Annotated in this window: 20 protein-coding genes; 15 read left to right on the top strand and 5 right to left on the bottom strand. The window is 39.4% G+C overall.

Features of this window, described 5'->3' with window-relative positions; all coding sequences use genetic code 11:
• The first annotated feature begins 92 nt into the window (after positions 1-92).
• Positions 93-1019, top strand: coding sequence for an OmpA family protein (locus AAC000_RS20630; protein ID WP_339725495.1), 927 nt, complete (start codon positions 93-95; stop codon positions 1017-1019).
• A 160-nt stretch (positions 1020-1179) separates the two neighbouring features.
• Entirely contained in the window at positions 1180-1941 is a 762-nt protein-coding gene (locus tag AAC000_RS20625; RefSeq protein WP_339725493.1) for an ion channel, read from the top strand.
• 225 nt (positions 1942-2166) lie between these two features.
• On the opposite strand, the gene AAC000_RS20620 is transcribed toward AAC000_RS20625, so the two are convergent.
• Both AAC000_RS20620 and radA read right to left on the bottom strand, forming a co-directional pair.
• Positions 2167-2322 carry a hypothetical protein gene (locus tag AAC000_RS20620; protein ID WP_339725492.1) on the bottom strand — a complete coding sequence of 52 codons (156 nt, stop codon included), beginning with the start codon at positions 2320-2322 and terminating at the stop codon, positions 2167-2169.
• A gap of 153 nt (positions 2323-2475) precedes the next feature.
• Positions 2476-3840, bottom strand: a complete 1365-nt coding sequence (gene radA, locus AAC000_RS20615) for a DNA repair protein RadA (RefSeq protein ID WP_339725490.1) — start codon at positions 3838-3840, stop codon at positions 2476-2478.
• A 154-nt stretch (positions 3841-3994) separates the two neighbouring features.
• Between radA and AAC000_RS20610 the strand changes: the two genes are divergently transcribed.
• Positions 3995-6514, top strand: a complete 2520-nt coding sequence (locus tag AAC000_RS20610) for a PilZ domain-containing protein (RefSeq protein WP_339725488.1) — start codon at positions 3995-3997, stop codon at positions 6512-6514.
• Between the two features lie 11 nt (positions 6515-6525).
• The gene (locus AAC000_RS20605; protein WP_339725486.1) at positions 6526-7386 is read left to right on the top strand and encodes a hypothetical protein; all 861 of its coding nucleotides are present in this window, start codon (positions 6526-6528) and stop codon (positions 7384-7386) included.
• 9 nt (positions 7387-7395) lie between these two features.
• Here AAC000_RS20605 and serB read toward each other — a convergent pair whose 3' ends face one another.
• The gene (gene serB / locus AAC000_RS20600; RefSeq protein WP_339725484.1) at positions 7396-8460 is read right to left on the bottom strand and encodes a phosphoserine phosphatase SerB; all 1065 of its coding nucleotides are present in this window, start codon (positions 8458-8460) and stop codon (positions 7396-7398) included.
• Positions 8461-8646: 186 nt separating this feature from the next.
• Between serB and tsaA the strand changes: the two genes are divergently transcribed.
• The 7 genes from tsaA (at position 8647) to AAC000_RS20565 (ending at position 14725) form a co-directional block, all read left to right on the top strand.
• Positions 8647-9348 (top strand): tRNA (N6-threonylcarbamoyladenosine(37)-N6)-methyltransferase TrmO, encoded by a 702-nt coding sequence (gene tsaA, locus AAC000_RS20595; protein ID WP_339725483.1) that lies wholly within the window; start codon positions 8647-8649, stop codon positions 9346-9348.
• An 88-nt stretch (positions 9349-9436) separates the two neighbouring features.
• Positions 9437-11152 carry a proline--tRNA ligase gene (locus AAC000_RS20590; protein ID WP_339725481.1) on the top strand — a complete coding sequence of 572 codons (1716 nt, stop codon included), beginning with the start codon at positions 9437-9439 and terminating at the stop codon, positions 11150-11152.
• Positions 11153-11323: 171 nt separating this feature from the next.
• A complete protein-coding gene (locus AAC000_RS20585) occupies positions 11324-12163 on the top strand; it encodes an MBL fold metallo-hydrolase (protein ID WP_339725480.1) in 840 nt (279 codons plus the stop codon).
• Between the two features lie 12 nt (positions 12164-12175).
• Positions 12176-13306: a patatin-like phospholipase family protein gene (locus AAC000_RS20580; RefSeq protein WP_339725478.1), complete on the top strand. Its 1131-nt coding sequence runs from the start codon at positions 12176-12178 to the stop codon at positions 13304-13306.
• A gap of 58 nt (positions 13307-13364) precedes the next feature.
• On the top strand, positions 13365-13817 hold the full coding sequence (locus AAC000_RS20575) for a hypothetical protein (protein WP_339725477.1): 453 nt from the start codon (positions 13365-13367) through the stop codon (positions 13815-13817).
• A gap of 237 nt (positions 13818-14054) precedes the next feature.
• Positions 14055-14357 carry a hypothetical protein gene (locus AAC000_RS20570; protein WP_339725476.1) on the top strand — a complete coding sequence of 101 codons (303 nt, stop codon included), beginning with the start codon at positions 14055-14057 and terminating at the stop codon, positions 14355-14357.
• A 14-nt stretch (positions 14358-14371) separates the two neighbouring features.
• The gene (locus tag AAC000_RS20565; RefSeq protein WP_339725475.1) at positions 14372-14725 is read left to right on the top strand and encodes a DUF1428 domain-containing protein; all 354 of its coding nucleotides are present in this window, start codon (positions 14372-14374) and stop codon (positions 14723-14725) included.
• Between the two features lie 106 nt (positions 14726-14831).
• Here AAC000_RS20565 and AAC000_RS20560 read toward each other — a convergent pair whose 3' ends face one another.
• Entirely contained in the window at positions 14832-15542 is a 711-nt protein-coding gene (locus tag AAC000_RS20560; protein ID WP_339725473.1) for a hypothetical protein, read from the bottom strand.
• A 959-nt stretch (positions 15543-16501) separates the two neighbouring features.
• On the opposite strand from AAC000_RS20560, the gene AAC000_RS20555 reads away from it, so the two are divergent.
• The 4 genes from AAC000_RS20555 (at position 16502) to AAC000_RS20540 (ending at position 18693) form a co-directional block, all read left to right on the top strand.
• On the top strand, positions 16502-17008 hold the full coding sequence (locus tag AAC000_RS20555; protein ID WP_339725472.1) for a hypothetical protein: 507 nt from the start codon (positions 16502-16504) through the stop codon (positions 17006-17008).
• Between the two features lie 102 nt (positions 17009-17110).
• Positions 17111-17497, top strand: a complete 387-nt coding sequence (locus tag AAC000_RS20550) for a DUF3592 domain-containing protein (RefSeq protein ID WP_339725471.1) — start codon at positions 17111-17113, stop codon at positions 17495-17497.
• Positions 17498-17638: 141 nt separating this feature from the next.
• Positions 17639-18238, top strand: coding sequence for a hypothetical protein (locus AAC000_RS20545; RefSeq protein WP_339725469.1), 600 nt, complete (start codon positions 17639-17641; stop codon positions 18236-18238).
• An 86-nt stretch (positions 18239-18324) separates the two neighbouring features.
• A complete protein-coding gene (locus tag AAC000_RS20540) occupies positions 18325-18693 on the top strand; it encodes a hypothetical protein (protein WP_339725467.1) in 369 nt (122 codons plus the stop codon).
• 226 nt (positions 18694-18919) lie between these two features.
• Here AAC000_RS20540 and AAC000_RS20535 read toward each other — a convergent pair whose 3' ends face one another.
• Positions 18920-21559, bottom strand: coding sequence for a TonB-dependent receptor (locus tag AAC000_RS20535; protein ID WP_339725466.1), 2640 nt, complete (start codon positions 21557-21559; stop codon positions 18920-18922).
• Positions 21560-21904 lie beyond the last annotated feature (345 nt).

The following is a 21904-nucleotide window of genomic DNA, read 5'->3' as shown; positions in this document are numbered from 1 at the left end:
TCTACTAGCTGCTAACTACTATCCACACAAACCTTGAATTTTTGTTACTGGCATCTAAGCTAAACTTTAAACTCGCCAATTCTCGAACTGCCATGAATAAACTTCACACTTTTTTTGTTTTGTTAACCCCCCTACTTTACGTAAATACTTCTGAAGTCTTAGCCGCCAAAGAAGTCAAAACTGATCATCCACTCATCGCGGCTTATGAAGGTTCAAAAATCTACCGCAAAAAAAGCAAAGAGTATGATGAATATGAACTTTTTAAAGGTTATGACAAAGCACAAAAAGACTATATAAGCGAAACTCTCGAGGGCAAAATCACCCAAATTTTATATATTAATCCGACCAATAGAAGTGAGTTTGAAATATTTAAAAATTATCAGCAAGCCCTAAATAAAGAAGGTGCGACAACTATTTTTGAATGTAATCAGGGTAATAACTTACAATGTATGGACCAGTACGTCGGCGCTAATTTACGCAAAAAATTTAATATCAACAGCATTGTCAACAAATCTGGTCGTTACATGGTAAGTCAGCTACAAAACGAAGATTACAACGCCTATTTAGTGTTAGGCGTAAATGATAAATACACTGATATACATGTCATTGAGTTGCGTGAAATGGAAACAGATAAAGTGAGCTTTAATCTTGAATCTATGCACTCTGATATAGAAAAAAAAGGATTTGTAGTCATTCAAGGACTCTATTTTGATACAGACAAAACCGTGCTTAAAGCCTCATCAAAACAAGCACTAGAATTAACTGCACAGCTGTTAAAACAAAAATCGGAGTCAGAATTTTTAGTTGTCGGTCACACTGATTCCGAGGGCAACCTTAGCTATAACATGGATTTATCAAAAGGCAGAGCCACTGCGGTAATGTCAGCACTTATTGACGAGTACAATATAGAAAGGGCTCGACTATCAGCCTATGGTGTAGGCCCTTTAGCGCCTATTGCTGCCAATACAGATGCACAAGGAATGGCACAAAATCGTCGAGTCGTCTTAGTGCAAAAATGAAGTGGTGTCGCACTAGTGACTAAAACCCACCCTTGAGAAATTATCGAGTACAAGTAAGTGAGCAACATGCTTGTATGTCAAAGTAGAACTTGTTGCTCATTGATTAGAGTAAGAATTCTGTTTACTCTAATCACACTTCAGACTTAAGTTAGCCCACCACATGCTGCAAAAAATCAATGATTTATACAACGGTAACACTATTACTTCGGTAAGATTTCGTTGGGGCTTATTAGGATTTGACGTTTTAACCATACTGTATTTTATTATTTCGTCGTTTTTTCACTCTATGCATGAATTGCGCTGGCTAGAGATTAGCATTGGTTTAGTCTATTTATTGGAGTTTTTTGTACGACTGTACATAAGTAAAAATCGTGTTCGCGACGTTATTCATCCTGTTGGTTTGGCTGACTTGATCGTTATTATGTCGTTATTAGCACCAACTTTGGCTGCGAACTTCAGCTTTCTGCGTATCGCCCGAGCCTTACGTTTATTGCGCTCTTATCATGTGATCAAAGCCTTACGACGCCAATCGAGCCTAGTGAGAGCAAACGAAGAAATCATTTTTAGTATCGTTAATCTATTGGTTTTTATCTTTGTTATTACGGCTGTGGTTTTAGTGAGTCAAGAAAGCAAAAACGCTGGAATCGCCAACTACATCGATGCCTTATATTTTACTATTGCGACTCTAACTACCACTGGTTTTGGGGATATTACGTTATTAGGCACAGATGGACGGATATTAGCAGTTCTTATTATGATATTTGGCATTTCGTTATTTTTGCGCCTAATTCAAACCATTTTTCGCCCCGCCAAGGTTAAATATGCATGTCCAACATGTGGCCTAAATCGCCATGATAGTGATGCCGTACATTGCAAACATTGCGGAGAAACGGTGCGAATCTCAACTGAAGGGAATATTTAGTTCTAGCCCTTATGTGGTAGCCATACAAAGCCCTACCTAGTCTAACAAAGACTCCTAAGCTACATCATTGCTTGGCTGACATTAAGAGTACCGATAAACTGTTCTTATTTTGTGATTTAATCCTGTTGTACTGTTCATATATTTACAGCTTGCGGATTCTTGCCTTAGCTATTTGCGTGTTTTCCCAGCAGACCTGCTGGTTGCAATAATAGTTTCACCTGCATCCTATAAAGTACTCATATTCACAGCATAACCCTCCCACTCACCAACACTCTGAGCGAATACACCTCCTACTATTGCTTGTGGCCTTACATAAGGATAAGGATCATCATCAGCAAAAGGAAAATTCTCTGCTTGATTCCAAACTATGGATTCAAACAAATCACTGAGCACTTCTGGCGCGTCGCCAATATCAAAAGCTTTGTATAGATTTTCTATCTCTTTTTAGTTCGTCATAAGAACTGTGTCCCGAGGTTGAGTGAAAAATACTCACATATTCAAGTGTTAAACAATAGACAGCCTAGTTTGCTGCAATTAGATAGCTTCCAACGCTTCTGATAATCGTGACACGCCTATGATCTCAATTCCTGCAATTCGATTTTTAGGCATATTTGCCTTAGGCACAATCGCCCGTTTAAAACCATGTTTAGCCGCTTCACTAATTCTTTCTGAACCATTAGGCACGGGCCGAATTTCACCTGACAGCCCTACTTCACCAAAAGCGATTAATTCTTTGTCCAACACCTTGTTTTGAAAGCTCGACACTATCGCCAATAATAGGGCCAAGTCAGCGCTGGTTTCATTCACTTTTACCCCGCCCACAACATTGGCAAACACATCTTGGTCGTTCATTTGCACATTGCCATGCCGGTGTAATACGGCGAGTAACATTGCCAAGCGGTTTTGATCAAGTCCCACTGCCACCCTTCTTGGGTTCGCCATTTGTGAGTAATCCACCAACGCCTGAATTTCAACTAATAAAGGCCTAGTTCCTTCCCATACCACCATGACTATACTGCCAGGTGATTGTAATTCGTCACGACTGAGAAAAATAGCAGAGGGATTGCTGACTTCTTTAAGTCCTTTTTCGGTCATGGCAAAAACGCCTAGTTCATTCACCGCACCAAAACGGTTTTTTTGACTTCTTAAGGTCCGATAACGGCTATCACTTTCACCTTCAAGCATCATCGAACAATCTATACAATGTTCCAATACTTTAGGGCCCGCTAAACTGCCATCTTTAGTTACATGACCAACTAAAAACATCGCGATATGATTCTGTTTGGCAAATCGTGTCAAATAAGCAGCACTTTCACGCACTTGGGAAACACTGCCAGGCGCCGATTGCACATCGGGTACTTGCATCACCTGAATGGAGTCAATCACCATGAGTTCTGGTTTGTGTTTTAAGGCAAGATCACAAATCACTTCAATATTAGTTTCAGCCAGTAAATTAAGCTTATCATTGGCCAAGCCGAGACGTTGTGCCCGCATGGCGACTTGTTGCAACGACTCCTCACCGGTCACATAAAGCGCATTTTTGGACTCGGCCATTCTGCACATGACCTGCAATAACATAGTACTTTTCCCCGCTCCAGGAGAACCACCTATTAATATGGCAGAACCTGGCACTATGCCTCCACCCAACACCCGATCAAGCTCTTTATACCCAGAGGCAAACCTAGGTAACGCCTGTAAATCAATACTCGCTAAGGGTTCCACTTTGGCTTGAGTTTGACCTGAATAGCCACCACTATTTCGACCACTTGCACTACTGGTTGAGGACACCACAAACTCAGTGATAGTGTTCCAAGCATTACAATCATTACATTGTCCTTGCCAACGGGGATATTCAGCTCCACAATCGGAACATACATAAGCAGTTTTGCGTTTAGCCATTTTAATAATAATCTTTTATTGTTTTGAATTAGGTGATAGTCGTATTTTATGTCAGGATAATATGTCCCATAAATCAAAGTTTTAGCAATATTGCCGATAACAATGAGATTAAGCGTTAACCCCATAACAATATTAATGAGTTTACCTTGAATTCATGAGCCAAGATCTAGAAGAATACCACGACATCATTGAAGAACTTAAGCCCATGATTAATGAGCCTGAGTTTAATCAAGTATTGAATCAGGTTGCTTCAGGAATTTCAAAACAAAAACGGTTTTTGTTAAAAATGGAATTGATGCGCCTCGCTCGTCCCTGTATCCGCCTAATAGATTTACGGGGATTAGTTGATGGTAAATGCAGAATATACGAGCATCAAGGTAAAGAGCACTCTTTAGATGATATCGCTATTGAAACCTTCGAACGCCAGGTTCGCATCTTTGGTGAATACACTATAGGTGTGTATGAGGCGGTGACTAATACCGAAAACAACTTTCGGGTCAGGTATAAGAAGGAACAAGAAGAAGCAAAAGCCAAGCGCAATCAACCCGTTGTAGTTACACCCAAAGTAGAAGACTTTCAAGCACCTATAATTAAATTTGGTAGCTTTGCCCAAAGGGGTGAAGAACGCATGAATTTTTCGGTGAATATAGAAATGTTTACCGAATTAAATAAAAGCATTCAAGCCACAACTATCGATGTATCAGTCAACGGATTAAAAGTTAAAGCCAGTAAAGAACACTTATTAAAGCCTGACGAGCGTCTAACAGTACAATTTCGTGGTTTAGAAAAAGAATATCTACTTGATAAGCGCCAAGGAGTGGCTTATGTCATTAGTAGTATTGAGCGAACCAAAGACGATCAAAGGTTAAACCTAAAACGTCAATTTGATACCCCATTCCCTTCTTTTGATAAATTTTTTGAACGTTTTATTCACGGCAACAAACGTCGTTACAAAGTGAATTTAGACAATACAATCACCGCGATCCAAAACAAAACCTATGAGCAATATTACATCCCTAGTTTTGCATCTATTCCGGTTTTTATTGAACAAGTTAAAGAGCGATATGTACCAAAATATGCCTTAGCCAATGACTGTAACCGAGAAGAAATTCAGTATTGGGCAAATGAATTACAAGACTTAAAGCTTGGCTATTTATTGACTGATGAACGAATCAAACAGGGACTTTCTCTTGAAAAGGGCCAACAAGAAATGTTCATTTTTGTGTTTAATCACATTAAAAATGAAAAAGTCTATTTTTACTCAGCCACTCATGCAGAATTAGATGCCAAACCTGAATTAAAACACTTATTCCTAGGTTATGGATCTCGCAAACTCAGTTGGCGAGTTTACAAGTTACAGTTTACACAAGTCGACCCAGAGCAAAGTTATCGCCCGCTCTCTATCGGCAATTCAATAAACGATAAGGTAAAAAGACAAAACCAAAAGCCCTCTCCACGTTTAATGTCGCGATTGAAGAATATCCATCATGTTGCCTTGCTCACTAATATCACCGACGATATCAGTACCGAACATTATCAAAAATTCAAAATAAAGCGTGAGCAACTGGCACAACTTAAAGTATTTGGGCACCCTCGAAATAAACCACCGGCACTAGTCACTGTGTATCGTTTCAAATATTTTAATCAACGTCGAGAAACACGATTTTTATTACGCACTGCAGTGCAAGTCAGCATAGATGGCGTAATATTTGAAGGGCACACTGAAGATATCTCTACCCAGGGACTCCGAGTCGAGTTAGAAAAGTTTTTTCATCAAACCGACAAAGCAAAAATCAACCTGAGTTTTCCGCAACTGCAATCGGTTACTTCAAAGTACGAATTGTCAGATTTACCCTACATAGTTAGGAATGTCTCTAAAGACAGGCATGTGGTGCACTTGCAAAATTTTGTCACCGAAGAAAGCAACACCGCGAGACGCTTTTTCGAAGCCTTGATTAAGTCAAACCGCTCAAAACTGAAAGCCTACCGCGATGAAGAAGAAGTACCGGGAATTGGCGAGGCACTGCGTAACATTTATGCTCAGAACGTGATTAACGTGGCGTATTTTTTACGGAAAGAAAGTGTTGATTTTGTACCCGATGCAGTGGCAACCTCATCAGCAAACAACAGATTAACGCAGCTACTCAATTTTCAAGCTAAGCCTAATCAGTTTAACTTATACCCTCTTTTTCGAAATACCAAAAAACGTCATGACTTTATTAACCTCACTTTAGCTAAGATCAAACCTAACGACCGGCCGGAAATGCGAGAGTTATTTATTGCCTTTGATCCTAGTAAAGAGGTAATAGGCGATGCTATTAACAGCTACTTTTCTGAACAATTTACTAAACCAGAACAGCGCAGACAGTTTGTTGCTCAAGCATTACAGCACGGCCAATTTATTGCTGTAAAAGTATTTCTAGCGCGTACTGGAAGGCCCGATTTTGAAACCATGCAATCCGAGCTAAACTACGTCAGTGTATACGCCGTACACAAGGCGAAATTACTAGAAGAGCAGCTTTGGAATATATCTGCAATGGGCGATATTATTGATGTAACTGATGAAGTGTTGAGACGTTTTGAATTTGCTGAAAGTGCCATTCTGTTAAATCACAAACCACCAGCAACCCATAAAATAAAACAAGTGGGAATAGAACAATTACTTAAAACCTAAGGTGACAACACGTGTCTTATTGCCCATCATTATTTGTCTTAGTTTTTCTGCTTGGTGTGTTTCATACACATGGCAGTGATGCATCCACATTACCAACACTTCCTCATTGGATATTAGTGGACAACTTTGAACAAGCCTCGCCATTATTAAATTGGATAAAGATGGATACTGATAACAACACTCAACCTTTTATCCATGATCCTCAAGTCACAGAAGTGCGCTTAGAAGCCCAGTCTAACAATCACTATCTAATCAAAAAACCTGCAGCCGAAGGCATAGTGGGTAACCGTAAAGCAATGAGTATTAGCAAACTTCCCACAGAGGTTGCGGTAGGTGACACCTATACCTTTTACACTCGCATTAAAGTCGAATATTTTCCTAACAACCATTCTTTTGGTTTAAGCAATTTATCGGCACAAGAGATTGCCAAACAAAACTACAATGCCTTTGAACCTATGCTTAGAGTCACAGATAAGCTCGAGTCCAACGGTGTCAAAAATAACGGTACTTTAATGGTAATGGGTGACAATAAGCGTTATCACAAAATTCGTCAGCTAAAGACGGGGCAAGCAGCTCAGCCCATGATCGAGAATAAGTGGTATGAATTATGGTACGTGATCAATAATGCTAGGCTAGAAAATGGCGGTCAAAGTTATGATCTTTACATGCGTGGCAGTGAGTTTAGACAGCAGCAAAAAGTATTTGAAGACGCCAAGTTCAGAATGAAACGTGAACAGCCTCTGGGCTATTTTATGACCATCAGCAACACAGGCTCGAGTAAAAAACCTTATGGAAACGGTGGACTCATGTACGACGATATCTATATGGCCAAAGGTTTGGCCTTAAGTTCGCCGCTCACCTCATTCGAATAATCTGGCAGGCTAAGCCTGCCCCGCGGCTAACACCCACAACAACGAATCTAAAGCCCCCTTACGAATAGCCATGTCTGCTTGTTGACGAACAATAGGTTTTGCATGTAACGCAACACCTAAGGCAGCGGCATTCATCATCACTAAATCATTCGCGCCATCACCCATAGCAACAGTTTGACTAGGCGCAATTGCCCACTTTTCAGCAAGGAGTTTCAGAGTCTGTGCTTTGACATTAGCATCCACAATATCGCCTTGCACTTTGCCCGTTAGTTTTGAATTTTGTATCTCTAAATCATTGGCTACCGCAGCATCTAGATTGAGCCTGTGTTGCAAATAATCAGCAAAGTAACTAAATCCGCCTGAAGCAATCGCCACTTTCCAATTGTAAGATTTTAGAATAGTAACTAAATTCGCCACACCAGGCATCAGAGGTAACGCTTCTCGCACTTGTTGTAAAATGGCTTCATCTGCTCCAGCTAAACAAGCCACTCGAGTGCGTAAACTTTGCGCAAAATCTAATTTACCTTGCATGGCCTGAGCCGTCACCGCAGATACCTGTTCGCCAACTCCTGCCAGCTCAGCTATTTCATCAATACATTCAACGGCGATAACAGTGCTGTCCATATCCATCAACAACAAACCGGGTTCAGTTAACAGCGGCGTGTTATCTACTAAGCATAATTCAACACTAAAGCGATTAGCCACAATTTCTAATGGTTGCCTTAAATCATCTTGTTTTTTTAATGCCACATAAGCACAAACCGCAAATCCCTTCACTCCCTCGACTTGAATCACGCGATAAAAGGCGACCTCGAGATACTCAGATAACGCCTGTGTCACTAGAGTTAATTGCTGCAAGTGCAGGCCTTCTGTAAAAACAACCAATTTATTTAAGTTGGATTGAGTGCTAAATGAAATAGATTCAGCAGTAGAAATCTGCCCTCCCTTAAGGACTTTTTCGCTTATTAAGGTGTCATCAAGCAAAGTAAAATTTGTTATGCCCTCTTGGCGAACTAAGTCATTTAAATACAAATGAGACAACAACTCTTTATCAGTAATTTTTATTGCAAACACTATTGGGTAACCGTATCAATCAGAATATGTGCATGGTATCCAATGAAATAACAGAATGCTATTAGGCTATGCCTCTCCTCTTATGCCAGTTTTAGTTAGGATATAAACTATCAGTTGAATAAACGGTGAGATTCAGCAACCATATAAATCAATCAACCTTATTTAGTCCTGTCGAACCAGTCATTTATGAGCATCACTATTCATCCAATTGGCACAATTCGTACACCTTACAAAGAAAAATTTGCCATACCTAGGCAACCCGGTTTAGCCAAAAGTGCCATGGGTGAAATCAGCTTTTCGAAAGAGTGCAACGATCCCAATTATCTGCGAGGCATAGAACAATTTAGCCACCTTTGGTTGCTGTTTCATTTTCATCAAACGGCAGATAAAGGCCATACTCCCTTAGTTCGCCCCCCTCGTTTAGGTGGCAATCACAAGCTAGGGGTATTTGCCACCCGTAGTACCTTTAGACCAAATGCTATGGGCATGTCGGTGGTTGAGTTTGCTGGGGTGAGTTATCAAAACAAACAACTGATACTAACGGTTCGGGGAATTGATTTATTAGACGGCACACCAATTTTAGACATTAAACCTTATGTTCCATACGCAGACAGTATTCCTAATGCTTCGGGAGGCATGGCACAACATAGTCCAGAATTGATGGCCGTCATTTTTAGCGAACAAGCCAATAAACAAGTGCAGAAATTTGCACCGAATTATCCGCAATTACATTCTCTGATTCTAGAGGTGCTCAGCCAAGATCCTCGCCCTGCATATCACCAAAATTCTCATCCTGATAAAACCTATGGTATGACCTTGTACGATCTCAACATTCAATGGCAAGTGATTGAGCAACAAAATGTGGTACTGACAATTCAAAAAATGTAAATAGCCCCCTCTATCTAATGGCTTTAAACATAATTACTGTTAGAATAAGCGCCGTTTTTTAACTTCAAATCTAGAGATTTTAACGTTCATGCGCACTAGCCAATATTTATTGTCCACACAAAAAGAAACCCCAACCGACGCAGAAGTCATTAGCCATCAGTTAATGTTACGTGCAGGCATGGTTAGAAAGTTAGCTGCTGGTTTATATACTTGGCTACCCACAGGTTTACGTGTGCTAAATAAAGTTGCCGCAATTGTGCGTGACGAAATGAATAAAGCCGGCTCGATAGAAATATTAATGCCTGTGGTGCAACCTGCGGATTTATGGCAAGAATCTGGTCGTTGGGAAGAATATGGACCTGAATTGTTACGTATAAAAGACCGTCAATCGCGTGACTTTGTATTAGGCCCAACTCATGAAGAAGTGATCACCGCCTTGGTTAAAAACGAAGTCAACAGCTACAAACAGCTGCCACTTAACTTATATCAAGTGCAAACTAAATTTAGAGACGAAATACGCCCTAGATTTGGGATTATGCGTAGTCGTGAATTCACCATGAAAGACGCCTATTCATTTCACCTTGATCAAAGCTGCTTAGAAACAACTTACCAAAACATGTATCAAGCTTACTGCCATATTTTTGAGCGTATAGGCTTAGATTACCGCCCAGTAATTGCTGACAACGGTTCAATTGGTGGCAGTGCTTCTCATGAATTCCATGTGCTTGCCGAATCGGGTGAAGATGACATTGCCTTTAGTAATGGCTCTGATTACGCTGCTAACATTGAAATGGCCAGCGCGTTAGCGCCCTCTGGAGACTGCCCTGAAGGGACTCAAAACCTAGAAAAAGTCGCCACTCCAGCACAAAAGACAATTGAAGAAGTATCAACCTTCCTAAATGTACCTGCTGAACAATCAGTTAAAACCCTGATTGTATTGGCTGAGCCAGACGAAAAAGGCAACCAAAGTTTAGTCGCGCTAGTGTTACGTGGTGATCATCAACTAAACGAAGTCAAAGCAGAAAAGCTTACAGGCGTTTTTGCGCCACTGACTATGGCAAGTGAACAGCAAATTCAAGAGACCCTAAATTGTACTATTGGTTCTCTTGGGCCAGTAGGCCTAAGTATCCCAGTAGTAGTGGATAAAAGTGCAGCTCATTTAGCAGACTTTGTTTGTGGTGCCAATGAAGAAGGTGTTCACTATACAGGCGTAAATTGGGCAAGAGATGCTGCTGAGTATCAAGTCGCTGATATTCGTAATGTTGTTACTGGTGATGCTTCACCAGACGGGAAAGGCACCTTAGAGATTAAACGCGGAATCGAAGTGGGCCACATATTCCAGCTTGGAGACAAATATTCTCAAGCAATGAGTTGTGGTGTGTTAGACGAAAACGGCAAAAACAAAATCCTTACTATGGGTTGTTATGGCATAGGAGTCTCGCGCATTGTTGCCGCTGCCATTGAACAAAACCATGATAAATATGGGATCATTTGGCCAGATGCCATCGCCCCATTTAAAGTCGCGCTTATTCCGATGAATATGCACAAATCACACCGCGTCAAAGAAGTGGCCGAAGCTTTGTATTTACAATTATTAGATGCGGGTGTTGAAGTCTTATTCGATGACAGAAAAGAACGCCCAGGTGTGATGTTTAATGACATGGAATTGGTCGGTATTCCACACACAATAGTCATAGGTGAACGTAATCTAGATGAAGCTAAAGTAGAATACAAAAATCGTCGTAGTGGTGAGAAACAACTAATAGAAATTGCACAGTGTGCAGAGTTTGCTGCTAACTTTTAAGTGCAAGGTTAGGCTAGAAAAAGCGCCTACAGGGCGCTTTTTCATTATATAAAACAAACTCTTAGAAACTTACATACATACCTTTGCTAATAAGTTTATACTTAATTGAAAATAGCTTTAGTGGTAATGTTTAGGCTCATGGACGCAATTAGTTTATTAATGAGATCATAAATGCAAGTGACCTTCTTTGGAGTACGTGGCTCCTGCCCCGCTCCCGGCGCAGAATTTATTAAATACGGTGGTAATACTGCATGTGTGCATGTGTGTTTGAACGACGGTACTGACTTTATTCTGGATGCGGGGACAGGCATAAAAAATCTCGGCCAAAAGCTTATTAAACAAAATAACGATATTCATTTGTTATTGACTCACAATCACTGGGATCATATTCAAGGCTTTCCATTTTTTGCCCCTATTTACCAACCCAATCGCAATATATTCATTACGCCTGGGCAAATTACCTTCGACGCAGACAATGGCATTTTAGAACAAATGAGTGGTAGTTATTTCCCAGTTGATTACAAAACATTACCTTCTAACATTCAGATTGTGCCGCAACCTAAAGACGTCACAAATTGGAAAATTGGTAACGCTAAAATTAGCCGTTTGGCTATGAATCACCCAGGCAGTGGCAGTTCATTTTGCATTGAAGCCGATGGTAAAAAAATCGCCTATATCACCGACAATGAGTTATATCCTCCTTACAAAAAGAACACCGACTTTCTAGACTGGGTAGAATTTAGCCGAGACGCAGACCTTATCATTCATGATTCACAATATATGATTTCAGATATGCCCGCTAAATCTGGCTGGGGACATTCAGTCGCAGAAGAAGCAGTAAAATTAGCCATGGGCAGCCGTGCCAAACGTATGGCACTATATAGCCACGACCACATTCGTACTGATATTCAAATTGCGGAAATAGAGAGTCATTGCCAAGAAATCATCGAAATTGGCGGGTCAGACTTAGAACTCTTTGCCGCTGCTGAAGGTTTGAGTATTACACTATAGGAAACTAGGTTTTTGTCAGAGCGTAATCAATATGCGTTGTTGTTGTCAGGTGGTGGAGCTAGAGCTGCCTATCAGCTAGGCGTACTAAAAGCCATCGCCACTTTTTTGCCTCGCAACCAAGGCATTCCCTTTCCCATAGTGTGCGGTAATTCAGCCGGAGCCATCAACGCCGCAGGTTTAGCCTGTTATGCGTCTTGCTACCATTTAGGCCTTAGAAAATTAGAATGGGTATGGAAAAACTTTGATACTCGCCAAGTTTACGATAGCGGCATTCGAGATGTATTTAAGCACCTAGCCGGTAATTTTCTGAGTAGCTTCCAATCCGAGCAGCATCAAAAAAATCCCTCTAGCTTGTTAAACAATCAACCTTTACGACGATTGATTAGAAATCGCTTGGACTTTCATCGAATCGATAGAAATATATCAAGCGGTCACTTACGAGCTATCACTGTTAATGCCTCTAGTTACACTAGCCATGATTCTATTAGTTTTTACCAAGGGCAAAGCAACATTCAACCTTGGCAACGTGAGCAAAGACGCGGCATTCCTTGCACTTTAAATTCTGAACACTTGATTGCGTCCTCGGCTATTCCTATGCTGTTTCCACCAGTCAAAATGTTAGGAGAATTTTTAGGAGACGGTTCAGTACACCAGTTATCACCTCTGAGTCCTGCCATTCATTTAGGCGCCAAAAAAATATTAATCATTGGTGTTGAGCAACCTGAAAAAACCTCGCGCTTTACCGATATGAATCGCTTTCCTAGTAGCATCGCTATTGCTGGCCACCTACTAGACACCATTTTTGCCGACACCTTAAAATCCGATCTTGAGCGCCTAACTCGCATCAATCAAACCATCGCTCATATGACATTCAAACAGCAGCAACAAACCCAACTAAAAACCATAGAAACCTTAGCCATTAATCCAACAGTCAATTTTAACGAAATGGCAGCCAAACACTTTCACCGAATGCCCTCAGGGATCAAAATTTTATTACGCATGATGGGGCTACATGATAAAGCAGACTCCAGTTTGTTAAGTTATCTATTGTTTGAAAAAGAGTTTTGTCGTGAGTTGATTGATTTAGGCATGAAGGATGGGTTAGCTAGGCAGGATGAGTTGCGAAGTTTTTTGTCTATATAGCATAGGAGTTTTACCTTTTAATAGCATGAAGAGTACGTTATTACATTTTTTGGAAAGTATGAAGATTTCTATCTCATCAAATATCAACATTCCCGCTGATGAAGCTTGGACGTTAGTAAAAAGAAGCAGTACTTTGCTATACGTTACTCGTGGTTTAATGGGGTTTAAATCACTTTCCGCAAACCTGCCGTTTGAGTGGCAACAAGGCAACACTGAAAAACTAAGAATAATGTTATTTGGTATTATTCCCGTTTGGATTCATCAAATCAATTTCAAAGCCATTTCTGACTCCCGAATGACAATGTTAACCCATGAGTCTGGCGGTGTAGTTAAAACATGGAATCATAATATCAGTATAAAATCTGTCGATAATAACAGTTGTTATTACACAGACGATGTTGAAATTAGAGCGGGTGTTTTTACACTTTTAATATGGTTGTACGCACATGTATTTTATCGGTATCGCCAACTAAGGTGGCGATTTTTGGTCAAACAAAGTACAAAAAAATAACAAGTAACTGAGTCAATAACAAATTGCAGCTTAACTTGGCGTCTGGCATACAAGGAGGGGTTATGCGTATATGCTACATCATATTATTCATAGTTTATTCAACTAATGCTCTAGCACTAGTAAAGTTTACATCTGAAGAACTAAAAAAATATTGCTGTTCATTTTATAAAAGCAAAAAATCGGCTACAACAACCAACCCCTTCGGATAATGATATTAAAACTTTTTTAAACGCACTCGTGTCTGATTTAAAAGTGGAATACATCTATCCTGAAATGGAACCAATAAAATCAGACAAAGATGGTTTACACCAAAAAGTACTTACTCAAATCCAAAATGAATACGAATACAGCACAATACATGTTTTAGAGTATATAACCGGATATAACTTTATTGTTGTTAAGTTGATTGAAAAGAGCAAACACAATGGGAATATTTACCCTAAAGCGAGTGATGGCGAGCGAATGGTGGCTGTTTCTGATAAAGGAATAGAAGTAATTAACGAGACAGTCACGTTAATTCTTAGTTTATTCAATCAATGAAAAAGGAAAGAATCATGTCATATGTAGATTGTTTTGTAGCTGCAGTACCTTCTGAAAATAAAGACAAGTATATCGAGCACGCAAAAATATCAGCCGTGGTATTTAAAGAATGTGGGGCACTGCAGATAGTTGAAAACTGGGGTGACGATGTACCTAAGGGTGAGGTCACTTCTTTGCCTTTGGCTGTGCAGGCGAAAGACAACGAGACAGTGGTATTTTCATGGGTCATATGGCCTTCAAAAGAAGTGCGTGATGCAGGCTGGGGGGCAATGATGGAAGATCCTAGAATGTCAGAAGAAAACAACCCCATGCCTTTTGATGGTAAACGGTTAATCTATGGTGGTTTCAATACTCTTCTTGAAAGTTAGTTGCTTTACAAAGTAAATGAACAAACGAGGTAATTTACAGGCAGATTAGATGATGACAAAAATTAACAGGGCTCCTGTTAATTTTTGTCAGGGTTTCACATCAGAATCAAATTAAATGATGAACTCTTGCCCTTTGTCGAAGACCAAGTCCTAACAGTGCCGTCACAAGTAGCAATAAACCACTCGGCGCTGGCACAGACGCAACGGGTGTAACCGGAGGGGCGTTTGGGTCGATAAACGACGCTGAAGTAAAAGTTAAATAACCATTGTAGGCTGCTCGGAATACATCATCTTCAGGTGAACTGTAAAGCCAACGATGTTGGCCAAAAGCTGATCCATGAATGCCTATCCCTCCAAAACCAATCTCTTGTAATTGCTCCAAAAAGGTAGATTCTAAAAACACTATCCCCGAAAGAGCTGGAAAAATATCAGGGTTAAGGCCAGCATTGATATCATCTATTTGTTGCTGGGTCAGATCTGCTTCGTTCACAGAACCAATTGGTGGTATGATTTGATCACAGGGCCTTACCTCAAAATTGACGAACCTTGTGGAAAAATCACGCCGAAACGGTTGCCAGGGCCCGTACGTGTATCTGCAAGCTGGCGGCCCAGATGCCCGTTCTCGTTTTAATCGGCTGGGGTCAATTTTAATAGTTTCATTAAAATTTTCCAGATCACTGTCAAACGTTCCGGTAACCGTCCCATCAAACGAGCCCGGACTACCGCCAATGCTAAAGTTACCAGTGAAATAAATAGGTGTAGCATGAACCTGAACTGCCCATAATAAAACAGAGAAAGCAAAAGCCAGTTTTCTCATAATGATTCCTTAAAAAAATATGTAAAAGTTGAGTAATGGATAATTTGCACGCTTTATAAAATGACAGGCCAATCATTAGCAGCTAGTAACTAAGCTCCATAGAATGAAAAAAACACCCCACCAATTAACATGGCTGTCATGTTAATTATTTTTATTAAATTCAAGCTGACTAATTTCTTTCAGCAAAATTTACGCCAAATAATAATATATATATTTATCAATCAGTTAAAAAAATCGAAAATGAAAAATCGGTTTAACTGTAAAATTTTATGACACTGACACCATTGGCCTGTCTATTTTTTGTACCATTTGAGGCGAACTTCAACATAATTAACGAGACAGTCACGTTAATTCTTAGCAAAAAACGGCTAATTCTTGGGCGCCAACCGCGTTGTCGTTACGAATGTATCCCTTCAAGCTCCACTCAAATAACTTCCCCGCGCGGCGTCCGCTGTCATTTGCCCTAAGAAAAAGCCATTTTTTGCTGAAACTTTATAGGCGATACTGGACTCTTTAGAAGCACGGCTTCTCCCAGTTAAGCATCTCGACAAGGACGTCGAGATTGAGTGCCGATCATCAGGGATGTGTGATTGACTATAATTAAAGGGATCACATTGAGTAAGCTGAAATAAAAACGCTTCGCGCTATCATCACAGATGGTTTTGTCTTGAATCCATTCATGCCAGAGACTTCTTTTATAAAGTGCATCTTTGCACTTTATAAAAGAAGTCTCCAAGAAAGGCCACGCTTTACCCACTTTTATACTTTCATACTTTCATACTTTCATACTTTCATACTTTCTGAAAAAGTGTTTCTTGATTAACTTATTGAATGGGTTAATAATTTGGGCTAATGTGAACTAAATTATAATCGTGATAAAACGCGCCATTAATAACACTAAATAACACTAAACGGGCGTCACGACTTCCATTAACCTGTCATGCATACAGGGAAGGTTTATGCGTATATGCTACATCATATTATTCATAGTTTATTCAACTAATGCTCTAGCACTAGTAAAGTTTACACCTGAAGAATTAAAAAATATTGCCGTTCATTTTTTAAAAGCAAAGAATCGGTCACAACAACCAAAACCATCAGAAAATGATATTAAAATTTTTCTAGATGCACTCGCATCTGATTTAAAAGTCGAATACATCTATCCTGAAATGGAACCAGTAAAATCAGACAAAGATGGTTTACACCAAAAGGTACTTACTCAAATCCAAAATGAATACGAATACAGCAAAATACAAGTTTTAGAGTATATAACCGGATATAACTTTATTGTTGTTAAGTTGATTGAAAAGAGCAAACACAATGGGAATATTTACTATAAAGCAAGTGATGGCGAGCGAATGGTGGCTGTTTCTGATAAAGGTATAGAAGGGGAATTAGAAATTATTTTTACTCTTCAAGTTAACCCAAAAGGGCTAATTGAAGTTATTTCTCAGCGTATTGGTTGAGTTTGCCTAACAAAACACAATGACGGGCATTTTACTCGCTAAAACGCGATCCTAAAACCCCATAGGTTAAGCCTTATGTTTCAGTATAAAAGGGAGGTGTGAGTGAATATTATTCCATTGATAGGGGGCTTAGGGTTCGGCTCTCTAGGGTTATTCATTCTTTTCGATTATTACCGATTTAATAAAGATGCAATAAAAGCGTACGGAAAGATACTTCGTTATGATGAATATCAATCCAAAGATAATAATGGACGTAAAAGAACAAATTACCGACCTAGCTTTGAGTTTTCGGCAAATGGAAAAGTCTACGAAGTAAAATCAAAAACATCATTCAGTTCTAAAATTATTCCCGTTGGACAACATACCAATGTGTTATTTCAAGCGGGTGATGAATCAAACGCTCGGCTGGCTAAAGGAAACGGTTATGGGTTAGGAGTTTTATTTATTGCTCTGTCAATACCAGCAATTTATTTCGGGGCATTTAAGTAACAGGAAAAGTTTTAATTTTTTAGGCTGTATTGCAACATTACAAGTTTACTAAACATCATTCCGGCCAAAAAACGGCATCCACTGGGTGCCCAAAATACGCGCGCCCTTTATAAAAGGGCCTTAACCATCAAAGGAAAATTTGTGACTCAAAACAAGCGCCTACATAAAGTTAAAACTGTCGCCGAATTTGAAAGTGAGTATTGGTATGCTTTAGAGTTAAAACAATTCGCCAGAGATATTGGTATACCTAACAACAGCAAATTAAGAAAAGACCAACTAGAAAAAATAATAAAAAATTATATTCAAACTGGCGATGTAGCTATAAACATCAAAACAATAACGCCTAAAAAAGAAAGCAGCGACAAGCTAAGTTTAGCTGAATGTGTTCAGCACTATGTCAGCAACAAAAGAACGAAATCATTTATTCTGTCTGAATCGCTTAAGCTTTGCCCTGAACTACCTAAAAAATCTGGAGTATGGTATTGGACAAATAGATGGCGCGAAGAACAACTTGAGAAGAGGATAAAAATAACTTATTTAGATTTAGTGCAACACTTTGTAAAACTGAGTACTCAGGACGGTCGGCTTCCACAAATTCCATCAGCGCGTTTCAATAACTTCATCACCGATTTTCTCTCTGCAAACGAGGGAAGTAGAGAAGAAGCTAAATCAGCGTGGGAACAACTTAAGTCTTTAAAAATTCCAAAAACTTATGAAGCCTGGAAACAACATAATGCATAACACTGATATCAACCCACTTGCTAATGCTTGCCGCCAGCTCCGACCTTGCGCCGCGTTTCTGGGCGTTTTGCAATGAAATCAAGAATATGCATTTACTGGTAATTTTCGGAACCGCCATGCTTGGCTTTGGCTGCTATATGGTTGCGAAGCCACTGCAATTTTCCAAAGGTATTGCACGGTTTAGTGAGAAAAAATGGTTTCATGCGTTTGAAATAATAACTAGGCTTGCAATTGGTGTTGTATTCCTAATATGTGCAGACAAAACGTCTGATGCAACCCTTGTATCTTTACTTGGCGGCATATTATGCTTTGTCAGTTTATTTCTTATCGTTATCGGCCCAAGTCGCCATAGGCGTTTTGCCTTGCTCACATCTGGTATTGGTAAAAACTTTCGTATTTTGGGGTTATTTGCAATCGTAGGTGGGCTAGGCCTAGTGTATTTAGGGCTAGAATAAGATGTATATCAAGGCACCAAACCAAAACCGACGCATTTTGTGTGCTACTCGCGTAAGCACTCAAACATTAGCAAGACTACTTTAGATGACAATTTTTTCTTTCATATTTAAATTGTATGATGCAGTTATACATATGCTCAAGCAGAAGAATAAAAACTATTACTGGGGCAAAAAAAAGCACCTTAAATTTCAAAGGTGCTTTATTAACCTATTTGGATAATTATGTTTAGTAAACGAATCTCACGCCAGCAAAGAAACGGCGCCCTGTGTATGACAGGCGATCTGAGTGTTGTTTTACATCAATATATTGATAAGTATCTTTATTGGTTAAATTAATACCATCGAGAGTAAAAGAGATACGTTCATTTAAGTTATAACTGAATGATGCATCTAGTTGACCATGACTTTCGGTGTACTGAGATTGTCCAGAAGCATTAGGCGCTTGGCTTAAGTAATCCCCACGATAGTTATAAGATATGCGACTACCAAAAGTCTCATCTTCATAGAAAAACGATAGGTTTGCAGTGTGTTTTGATAAACCCACTAAAGAATGATTTTCTGAAGACGTTCCGTCATCGCCAATGTCACTGTCTACATAAGTATAATTAGTTTGAATACCTGATTTATTAAATGGTGCAGGCAACATACTAAAGACAGTTTGATAACCAATCTCAAAACCATGTAAGGTACCGCCAGGTGAATTCTCTGGGCGGGTAAATTCATAACTTTCAGTAATTCCGCAACATGTTAGATCAACATTAAGGGTTTTAGTTTCAATGACTGATTCAATGTCTTTGTAAAAAGCGGCAAGTGTAAGTGCGCCCGTTTCTGCAAAATACCATTCAAATGAAACATCAAATTGATTGGCCAAATAAGGGGATAAGTTAGGGTTACCTGTTGTAATTCTGCGATTTGGGCCGCTAACCGCAGAAAACCCCGGTGATAATGCAGAGATATCAGCACGACTCATAACACGAGCCGCCGCAAGTTTTAAGTTTATATCATCGTTAAGTGACACATTAGCGTTGATATTCCACAACAATTCAGAATATGAATTACTTTGCTGCTGTTCTTCTGCAGCCCCGAATACAAAAAATAGGTCTCCAGGTCGACTCGTGTCATCAATAGCAATAGGTTCACTTGTATAACCTACAGAAGCTTGATCTGTCGTTACATAGCGTAACCCAAAGTTACCTATCACAGGGTACTTTGTATCAAGGGTGTAATTAGCGCGAAAATAGGCGGCAAACACATTTTCTTGCACCAAACCATATCGTGAAGCATCAAATTCTTTTTCAACTGAGTCGATATTAAAATAACGGGTTAATATTGCCGGGTCAAAAACAGCCCAAGCTCTTGGAAATTCACCGGATTCTTCACTTAAGAAATCATCTACAGGAAATGGGATTTCGGCATCTGCGGGTAAAACATTTTCTGCCACACCTGAGCTAGCGAAAGATCGGTTACCAGTTGAATAATATTCGCGTTCAAATGTACGTTCGCTATATTTAACGCCAGTTTCAATTGAGGAAAAGTACTCGTTATCAAGTTCTAATTTAAAATCAAATTTTGCGGCTGTCTCTTCATCATTAATAGCTGTGTCAGACAAAAGCCCCAGTCTATATATTTGGCCAGAATATTCTTCATAAGGGAAATCCGCGATAATGGTAGGAATACGGTAATTTTCGGTCCAATCAAATACTATATTGTTTTCTCCAGCGGTCCCTGGATTACGAGTAATATCAATAATCCCATTAGTCTCCTTGTTGTCTGACTTTGAATTTGAATGAGAAACTTCAGAATATAATGACCAATTATCATCACTAAGCGTTCCATTGAGGGAATACATAGTTAACGAACTTGTGTCGAATTTATTGCTGACATTAGCGTTTGAAAAACCACTATCTATATCTAGGTAATTGATACTCCCAAATTCATCTGCTTGGGCATCATTAACAACAAAACCTCCACGCAAAGGTGGTAATGCAAGTAAATATTGATCAGATTCTTTGTCAAAGTCAGCTTTAAGTACATCAAAAACGAGTTCAAAGCTATCACTGGGCTGCCATTGAACCACACCGTAAAAATTCATCTTTTTACGATTTTGCAGCGTTAAATCTGGCACAGTATTAAGTGGATAAATGGAGTCTGAATTATTAATATAGTCGCCTATGTCAGGTAAAAGATTGACGTAGCCATTTTGATTGTAACCATCGTTTCGCAAGTTACGATCACTGAAGGCAACTGAACCTAAAAAGCCTAAGGTGTTGTCTGCAAATGTATTACTAATTAATGCTGATGTCTGTGGCCCCCAGTCATCACTCAAATCGTTGTAAACACCTTTAGCGCTTGCAACGAACTTAAATCCATCATAATCCAGAGGTTTTGCGGTATTGACATTAATTGTACCGCCAAGCCCTCCTTCATCTAAATCTGCAGTGGGTGATTTTACCACTTCTAAACTTGAAACTAGTTCCGAGGCCAATAAATCAAAACTAAAGCTACGAGATCCCGTACCTGATGTTGCGGTGCGTCCATTTAAAGTGACCTTATTAAATGATGGACCTAAACCACGAATACTGACTTGTTGACCTTCACCATCTTGACGCGAAATTGAAACACCCGTTATACGTTGCAACGACTCTGCGAGGTTTTCGTCAGGAAATTTACCAATATCATCAGCGTTAATAGTATCGACTATCGAATCTGCATAACGTTTTTCTGATAGAGATTTAGACATACTTTTATATATACCGGATACTTGTATGACCTCAATTGGACTGCTTTGCGTTTCGTCAGCAATGGCATTTCCAAATGAGGTTAAAGCAGCCAGTACAGCCATAGAAATTTTATTTTTATGCTTCATTTTTATAGTTGTTCCTATTTGTTTTTATTTATGTGTTTGTTTATGTGTTGGATTACTAACAAGCCAAACAGATAGACCTCTCAAGCCATTAAACAAATCGGCAACAATAAAACCGTAAAAAACCAACCAAGATTTAACAAAATAAAGAATGTAGTAATATTTTTTTCATAATGACCCCTGCATATTATTGAATTGCAGTAGTAGAAGTTGGAAGTTGGAAGTTGGAAACTAGGTGCTAGGTGCTAGGTGCTAGGTGCTAGAAAATAATGATAGATTCACTCATTACAAGACTCTTTGAAGTGTCAGCTATTTTAACAGTTTAAAGATAGGGAAAACAAACCCAAA

The sequence above is a fragment of the uncultured Paraglaciecola sp. genome, from assembly GCF_963977085.1.
Taxonomy (GTDB): domain Bacteria; phylum Pseudomonadota; class Gammaproteobacteria; order Enterobacterales; family Alteromonadaceae; genus Paraglaciecola.
This window is presented reverse-complemented; position numbering and strand designations above follow the sequence as displayed.